This is a genomic window from Streptomyces niveiscabiei, from assembly GCF_001419795.1.
In the GTDB taxonomy this organism is placed as follows: Bacteria; Actinomycetota; Actinomycetes; order Streptomycetales; family Streptomycetaceae; genus Streptomyces; species Streptomyces niveiscabiei.
The window spans coordinates 1-7,146 of record NZ_LIRL01000929.1; the positions used below are offsets into that span (position 1 = coordinate 1).

Annotated in this window: 8 protein-coding genes; 1 reads left to right on the top strand and 7 read right to left on the bottom strand. The window is 71.7% G+C overall.

Annotation, left to right across the window (positions count from 1 at the left end; all coding sequences use genetic code 11):
• The 3 genes from AOK24_RS37140 to AOK24_RS37150 form a co-directional block, all read right to left on the bottom strand.
• Positions 1-301: hypothetical protein (locus AOK24_RS37140; protein WP_055724353.1), on the bottom strand; the 301-nt coding region annotated here is incomplete at its 3' end.
• A gap of 49 nt (positions 302-350) precedes the next feature.
• Positions 351-1,001, bottom strand: coding sequence for a TetR/AcrR family transcriptional regulator (locus AOK24_RS37145; protein WP_055724354.1), 651 nt, complete (start codon positions 999-1,001; stop codon positions 351-353).
• 69 nt (positions 1,002-1,070) lie between these two features.
• Complete coding sequence (locus AOK24_RS37150) at positions 1,071-2,009, bottom strand: AurF N-oxygenase family protein (RefSeq protein WP_055724355.1); 939 nt, start codon at positions 2,007-2,009, stop codon at positions 1,071-1,073.
• A 134-nt stretch (positions 2,010-2,143) separates the two neighbouring features.
• On the opposite strand from AOK24_RS37150, the gene AOK24_RS37155 reads away from it, so the two are divergent.
• Positions 2,144-3,019 (top strand): hypothetical protein, encoded by an 876-nt coding sequence (locus tag AOK24_RS37155; RefSeq protein ID WP_055724356.1) that lies wholly within the window; start codon positions 2,144-2,146, stop codon positions 3,017-3,019.
• A gap of 68 nt (positions 3,020-3,087) precedes the next feature.
• Here the strand turns inward: AOK24_RS37155 and AOK24_RS37160 are convergent, their stop codons facing one another.
• From AOK24_RS37160 to AOK24_RS37175, 4 genes are all read right to left on the bottom strand, one after another.
• Positions 3,088-3,585 carry a DUF3291 domain-containing protein gene (locus AOK24_RS37160; RefSeq protein ID WP_055724357.1) on the bottom strand — a complete coding sequence of 166 codons (498 nt, stop codon included), beginning with the start codon at positions 3,583-3,585 and terminating at the stop codon, positions 3,088-3,090.
• A 45-nt stretch (positions 3,586-3,630) separates the two neighbouring features.
• Entirely contained in the window at positions 3,631-5,088 is a 1,458-nt protein-coding gene (locus AOK24_RS37165; protein ID WP_055724360.1) for a peptidoglycan D,D-transpeptidase FtsI family protein, read from the bottom strand.
• 83 nt (positions 5,089-5,171) lie between these two features.
• Positions 5,172-6,524: an FtsW/RodA/SpoVE family cell cycle protein gene (locus AOK24_RS37170; RefSeq protein ID WP_055724358.1), complete on the bottom strand. Its 1,353-nt coding sequence runs from the start codon at positions 6,522-6,524 to the stop codon at positions 5,172-5,174.
• Positions 6,525-6,565: 41 nt separating this feature from the next.
• On the bottom strand, positions 6,566-6,958 hold the full coding sequence (locus tag AOK24_RS37175) for an SH3 domain-containing protein (RefSeq protein ID WP_055724359.1): 393 nt from the start codon (positions 6,956-6,958) through the stop codon (positions 6,566-6,568).
• Positions 6,959-7,146 lie beyond the last annotated feature (188 nt).

Below are 7,146 nucleotides of genomic sequence, written 5' to 3' on the forward strand. Positions count from 1 at the left end.
CCGTAGGTCCCTCCCCGGCCCCCTTCTCCGGCTTCTCCGGCTTCGACCAGGGCCACCGAGGCTTCGGCGAACCGCCCTTGCCGTCGGGGTCGTACGTGTACTTCCACCCGGTGGGCACCCCCAGCCGCTTGCTGTGCCCCCGGGGCGCCCGCCGATAGACGAGCACGGTCGGCGGCCCGCCCGCGCTGTCGGGCACGGGGATGCGGTACGTCTTCGGCGGATGACCGGTGGGCCCGAGGAGGACGGGGAGGGAACGCCCGTCCATGGGCCCGCCCTCGAAGGGAGTGTTCTGGCTCTTCACGGCACCAGTCTCGGCCACACGCGGACCGAGGGCATCCGGCGCGGCACGGTCACTCCCGCTCCGCGACTCCCTCCAGCACCGCCGCCGTCTCCGCGTCCCGCCCCGCCGTCACCGTGAGCACCGCCACGAACTGCTCCACCAGCCAGTCCCGCAGCTCCGGCGCGGCGGGCTCCTTCCCCTCGTCCAGCCAGATCAGCGACGCCGCCTCCACGGCCGTGATCCACATCCGCACCGTCATCCGCAGCCGGGGCCCGGGGTCGACGACGTCCAGGTGCCGGTAGATGTGCTCGGCGGCGGCCCGGCGCACCTCGTCCACGGTGGCCGTCGTCCGCGAGGTCTCCACCACGCTCCCGCCCTGCAACAAGGCGCTGAACCCGGTGTCGTGCCCGTCGACGAACCCGAGATACCGGTCGAGCGCCCGCCCGAGCCGCGCGAGGACCGGCCCTTCCCGGGGCTCGTCGAAGCACTGCTGGAGCTCCTCGGCGGCGGACCGCAGAGCCGCTTCGTACAGTTGCTGCTTCCCGCCGGGGAAGTACCGGTAGACCAGCGGCCGTGACACCCCCGCCGCCTCGGCGACGTCGTCGAGGGAGACGTCCTCGGGAGCCCGGTGCGCGAAGAGCGTGAGCGCGGAGTCGAGCAGCTGACTGCGCCGCTCCTCGACACTGAGGCGACGGTAGGCGGGTACGGCGGGGGGCGGCATGACGTGCAGCGTAACCGTTTGTCCCCCTCAGGTATTAGACGGCGAACCCCCAGGTACGACGGCGAACCCTCAGGCCAGCAGCCCGGAGGACCGCCACAGCCGCCGCCCGACACCCCGCAGTACGCCGATGTCGTCGAGGAACTCGGTCAGCCGCCCGGCGCCCTTCTGCATGACCTCACGCCGGTGCCCGCTGGCCCGTACCTGCCGGACGGCCTCCCGCCGGTCGAGCCCGACGTTGGTGTACACCTCGGGGTTGACGAAGGCGACGGAGAACACCCGCGCGAACTCCCCGGACGTCACGCGCGTGAACTCCTGCGACCAGCGCGGAGCGGTGAGCATCTGGCGCCGCAACTCCTCGCGGGCGTACCGCACATGGCGGGCCTCCTCGACGACGTGGATCCGCGTCACCCCCCGGAGCAGCGGCTGCACGCGCTCGTCGGGGAACGTGAGGCGCTGCATCCAGTCGAGGACCTCCTCCCCGAGGAGCGTCGCGGTGAACGAACCCGGCGTCGTGGAGATGGTCTTGAAGACCCGCCCGAGGGTGTGGTGCGCGCGGCTCACGGGGTACCAGGGGGTGTCGCTCCGGGTGACGAGGCGCGCGAACATCTTGGAGTGCCGGCACTCGTCCTCGATCTCGGTGAGCGCGTACCGCACGTGCGCGCTCGTCGCCGCCTTGTCGTAGATGTGCCGCACCAGCAGCTGCATCAGGATCAGCTCGAACCAGATGCCGAGCGAGGCGAGCGCGGCGGCCTCGTGCCGGGAGAGCAGGATGCGCTGCTCCTCGCTCATCCGCCGCCACATCGGGGTGTCGTACAGCGACAGCAGCTCCGGCGGCCAGAACCACTTGCCGTCCTCGAAGGGCGCGTCCCAGTCGAGTTCCTTGTCCGGGTCGAACGAGTGCTTCGCCGAGGAGGCGAGGAGGCGCTCGGCCACCTGCTCGCGGTCCTTGAGCAGCCCGAGGGCGTCCCGCAGACCGTCGACGGCGTCGGTCTCTGTGAGGGTCGTCATGGCACTTATGAGACTGCTTGTCAGCAAGGCCGTCAATCCCCCGTGCAGTACTTGTTGACTACCCGTCTACGTCCCATGGGGTACCCGTACATCCCCGGTCCGGGGCTGTCCCCCAGGTGGAGTACGGTTCTGGCGTGTCCACGCCTCCGCCGCCCCAGGGCCCGTACGGCCCGCAGCAGCCGAACCCGTACGGTCAGCAGCCGCCCACCGCGCCGGGCCCGTACGGGCAGCCCGCGTACGGGACCCCCTACGGGCAGCCGCAGCAGACCCCCTACCCGGGTACCCCCTACCCCGGTACCCCGTACGGCCAGCAGCCCGGCATGCCCCCCTACGGCCAGCAGCCCTGGGGCGCCCCCGGCTCGATGCCGCCGCCCCCGCGCAGGCGCCGCACCGGCATCGTCCTCGGCATCATCGGCTCCGTCCTCGTCCTGCTCGCGGTCGCCGTCGTCTCCCTCATCGTCGTCGGCGGCTCCGACAAGGGGTTCCCAGAGGCCAAGTACCAGCTGACGCTGCCGAAGACACTCCTCGACGGGAAGTACCGGTTCGCCCAGGACATGTCCGGCACGCTGGGTCAGCAGATCGAGCGCGAGAGCGGCGCCTGGAACGCGCGCGACGTGAAGGCGAAGGTCGGCCAGTACGATGTCGGCGGCGACCAGACCAAGGGCAGCCTGGTCATCTCCGGCATGTACGGACGCTTCAAGGACACCGCCGCCTCCCGCGCCGCCATGATGAAGGGCGTCGGCGAGGCCGACAACGCGACCGTCGTCGTCCGGCCCCAGGACTTCGACCTCCCCGGCGCCGACACGACGATCACCTGCGAGATCGTCGCCCAGGAACAGCTCGGGACGAAGCTGATGTACCCCGTCTGCGCATGGGTCGACGGCAACACGGGCGCCACCGTCGCCGAGGTCTCACCCCAGACCCTCACCCAGAAGGCCGAGGACATCGACATGAAGGCGGCGGCGAAGACGACGCTGAAGGTCCGCGAGGAGACACGCCAGCCGCTCTGAGGTACGGGGGTGGTACGGGCGGCCTACCCGGGTAGTACCGGGTACCTACGCCGCACCACCCGCCACCCTCACACCCCGCACCCCAACTCCTCCGGCACCTCCCGCGCCACCGACTCGTGCGCCCCCGCCGCGAACGACGTCCGCAGCGTGAACGCGTACGGCGTCGGCCCGTTCGCCCGCAGGTGCAGCAGCCGCGCCTCCGCCTCGGCGACCGTCGGCCGGTGCCCGGCGGGCACCCACCACAGCACCGTCATCGCCTCCACGACCTTCTCGAACCACTCACGTCGTCGCTGGAGCAACTCCCGGTGCTGCCCTTGGTACATGAACGCGGTCAGCGCGTCCGTGTCCTGCCACACCGACATGTTGACGATGAGCCACTCGTCCCCGAAGACCTGGATGTCGGTAGCGTCCCCGCCGTCCGACTGCAACCGCCACACGAACCCCCGCGCCGCGTCGGCGTCCGCGTTGACCGGCTCCAGCGCGTCGACGAAGTCCTTCAACTCCGGTGAGTCCAAAGGGAACTTGAGGCGGGAGATGTTCACCTGGGCGAGTTCGTAGGAGGTCATGACCGAACGGTAGGTCGGGAGCCGTACCCCGGAACACCCCCCGTCTCACGAAGTGAGCACGGCCTCCATCACGGCCCGCGCGATCGGGGCCGCGACGTCCCCGCCGCTGATGTCGCCCCGGTCGGCCGACCCGTCCTCGACGACGACGGCGACCGCCACCCGGGGCTCGATGTCCCGCTCGCCCCGCGCCCAGGACACGAACCAGGCATACGGCGTACCGGAGTTGCCGACGCCGTGCTGTGCGGTGCCGGTCTTGCCGCCGACGACCGCGCCGGGGATCGCCGCGTTGGTCCCGGTCCCCTCGCGCACGACGTCCTCCATGAGTTCCCGCAGCCGCAAGGCCGTCGAGGGATACATGGCCTGACGGGCCGGACGGGAACCGGAGGCCGAGACGGTCGCGCCCCCCTTCCGCGTCGTCCGCTCGACGAGGTACGGCGTGCGCACCTGCCCCCCGTTGGCGACGGCCGCCGCGACTGTCGCCATCTGGAGCGGCGTGGCCCGCGTGTTGTACTGCCCGATGGACGACAGCGCCAACTGCGCCTGGTCCACGGTCCGGTCGAAGGTGGACGGCACGACCGCGAACGGGATGCGCACACCGGGGTCGTTGAACCCGAACGCCTCCGCCGTCGCCACCATGTCCCGCACCCCCACCCGCACCCCGAGCTTCGCGAACACGGTGTTGCAGGACCACTGGAAGGCGGCCCGCAGCGGCGCGTCCTCGCACCCCGACCCCTCGTTGGTGAGACTCGTCGTCGTCCCCGGCAGCGTGTAGGGCGCGGGCGAATCGGTCGCCGCGTCAAGGTCGTTGACGATCCCCGCGTCCAACGCGGCAGCAGCGGTGACCACTTTGAAGGTCGACCCCGGCGGATACGTCTGCCGCACCGCCCTGTTGAGCATCGGCTGATCGGGATCGGCGTTCAGCCGCGCCCAGGCCCGGCGCACGGCGGCCCCGTTCCCGGAGAGCGCGGCAGGGTCGTACGACGGGGTCGACACCAGCGCCAACACCCGCCCCGTGGACGGCTCGACGGCCGCGACCGCGCCCTTCCGGCCGCCGAGACCCTCGTAAGCCGCCCGCTGCGCACGGCGGTTGAGGGTCGTCACGACCTGGCCCCCGGCCGGGCGGGCCCGGGTGACGCCGTCGATGAGGGGGAACGACGACAACGACGGGTCGGCGCCCGAGAGGACGGGGTCCTCGCTGTGCTCCAGGAGCGTCGTCCCGTACCGCTGCGAGGAGAACCCCGTCACCGGCGCGTACAACGGGCCGTCCCGGTACGTGCGTTCGTAGCGGAGCTGCTCCCTGGTGTCCCGGGAGCCGGTGACCGGGGAGCCGTCGACCAGGATGTCGCCGCGCGGTTTCGCGTAACGGGCGATGTCCGCGCGGCGGTTGGCCGGGTTGCCGTCGTACGTGGGGGACTGGACGACCTGGACGCGGGCCGCGTTGACCAGGAGGGCGAGCAGGAGGAGGCAGGAGAAGACGGCGGCGTGCCGGATGTGCCGGGTCATGCGGAGGTCGCTCTTCAGCGACCCCTCCTGGCTCTTCGTTCGCACCGAACTACCCTTCCCGCTCACCGGGGTTAGCGTCCTCGTCACCGGACGGTCCCCTTCCGTGCCGCGTGGCTCAGCCGGATCAGCAGCGCGACGATCGCCCAGTTCGTGACGACCGAGGAGCCGCCCTGCGCGAGGAACGGCATCGCCATCCCCGTGAGCGGGATCAGCCCGGTCACGCCGCCCGCGATGACGAACACCTGGAGTGCGACGATCGAGGCGAGCCCGACGGCCAGCAGGCGGCCGAACGGGTCGCGCAGCGCGAGGCCCGCGCGGTAACCCCGCTCCACCAGCAGGCCGTAGAGGACGAACAGCGCCGACAGGCCCGCGAGCCCCAGCTCCTCGCCGGCCGTCGCGAGGATGAAGTCGGACTTCGCGGCGAAGCCGATCAGGACGGAGTGGCCGAGCCCGAGGCCGGTGCCGAGGACGCCGCCCGCCGAGAACGCGAAGAGGGACTGGGCGAGTTGGCCGGGTCCGAGGCCCGCGTCGATCGACGCGAACGGGTGCAGCCAGTCCTCGACGCGGCTGTGCACGTGGGGTTCGAGCGCGCTGACGGCGACCGCCCCGAACGCCGCGAGCAGCAGGCCGACGGCGATCCAGCCGGTGCGGCCGGTCGCGACGTACAGCATCACCACGAACAGGCCGAAGAACAACAGCGAGGTGCCCAGGTCGCGTTCGAGGATCAGGACGCCGACACTGATGAGCCAGATCGCCACGATCGGCCCCAGGACACGGCCTGTCGGAAGCTGCATGAACCAGATCCGGCGGCCCGCGTACGCGAGCGCCGTGCGGTTGTCCGCGAGGTAGGCCGCGAAGAACACCGCCAGCAGCACCTTCGCGAACTCCCCCGGCTGGATGGAGAATCCGGCGATCCTGATCCAGATCCGGGCCCCGTTGACGGCCGGGAACAGCACCGGCAGCGTCAGCAGCGCGAGGGCGGCGGCGACACTGACGTACGCGTACCGCTTCAGGACCCGGTGGTCGCGCAGCGCCAGGACCACGAGGGTGAAGAGGGCAACTCCCGAGGCGGACCAGACGAGTTGGGCCGGGGCCGCGTGTTCGCCCGGGGTCTCCAGGTCGAGGCGGTGGATGAGGACCAGGCCGATGCCGTTGAGCAGGACGCCGATCGGCAGCAGCAGCGGGTCGGCGTACGGGGCGCGCAGCCGTACCGCGAGGTGCGCGCACAGGGCGAGCGCGCCGAGCCCGGCGCCGTGCGTGGCGGCGCCGGGCGGGATCGAGCCGGTCCTCGCCAGGCCCACGGCGCAGTAGCCCGACACGCAGAGCAGGACGGCGACGACGAGCAGGCAGAGTTCGACGCCACGGCGCCGGGGGAGCCGTCCGGCCGCTTCGGCGGCGGCCGTGCCGGCCCGGATACCGATACCGGCGCTCGTCATGTCCGGAACCTACCCAAATGGTGCTCCTCGTGAGCCCGGGGCTAGCACCAGCGCGGCGCCGGGCCGATGTTGTCGATGTAGCGTGCGGCACCCCAGGCCCAGGTGCCGTCGGTGAGCAGGTACCACAGGGGGTTGCCCTGGATCGGCTGGCCCGGCGTCTTGCAGAAGATCGTCACCACCTCACCCTGGGGAGCTACGCGGATGACAGCGCTGCCCCGGTTCGGCGCGCTGCGCAGCACGAGTCCGCCGTTCGCGGTCACGACGCCCTTGTACAGGCGCGGGTTGTCGTGGTGGTGGTGACCACCGTGTCCTCCGTGGTCCCGGGGGCCGCCGCCGTCCCAGTCGTTGTTCGCTGCGGCCGGTACGACGGCGGCGGCGAGCGCGAGGGCGGCGGTGGCGCCGGTTATGCCGAGGCGGGTGAGGGTGGGGCGCATGGCGGTTCCTCCGGAAGAAGGGTCGGTCCGGCCGGGTATTAGCCGACTAACGCCACGGTAGGGGTGAAAAGGGGTGTACTGCCCTTCAGGTTGCGCCAGTCGGGGACGGCCCCGACGGCAGCGTCAGCGTCGCGACGGCCCCGCCGCCCGGCGCGTTCCCGAACGCGAGCCGCGCGCCCAGCGCCCCC

Bases quoted from the DNA above. Each gene is read 5' to 3' on its own strand.
- AOK24_RS37145 (WP_055724354.1), bottom strand. From the start codon at position 1,001: ATGCCGCCCCCCGCCGTACCCGCCTACCGTCGCCTCAGTGTCGAGGAG.
- AOK24_RS37150 (WP_055724355.1), bottom strand. From the start codon at position 2,009: ATGACGACCCTCACAGAGACCGACGCCGTCGACGGTCTGCGGGACGCC.
- AOK24_RS37160 (WP_055724357.1), bottom strand. From the start codon at position 3,585: ATGACCTCCTACGAACTCGCCCAGGTGAACATCTCCCGCCTCAAGTTC.
- AOK24_RS37165 (WP_055724360.1), bottom strand. From the start codon at position 5,088: ATGACCCGGCACATCCGGCACGCCGCCGTCTTCTCCTGCCTCCTCCTG.
- AOK24_RS37170 (WP_055724358.1), bottom strand. From the start codon at position 6,524: ATGACGAGCGCCGGTATCGGTATCCGGGCCGGCACGGCCGCCGCCGAA.
- AOK24_RS37175 (WP_055724359.1), bottom strand. From the start codon at position 6,958: ATGCGCCCCACCCTCACCCGCCTCGGCATAACCGGCGCCACCGCCGCC.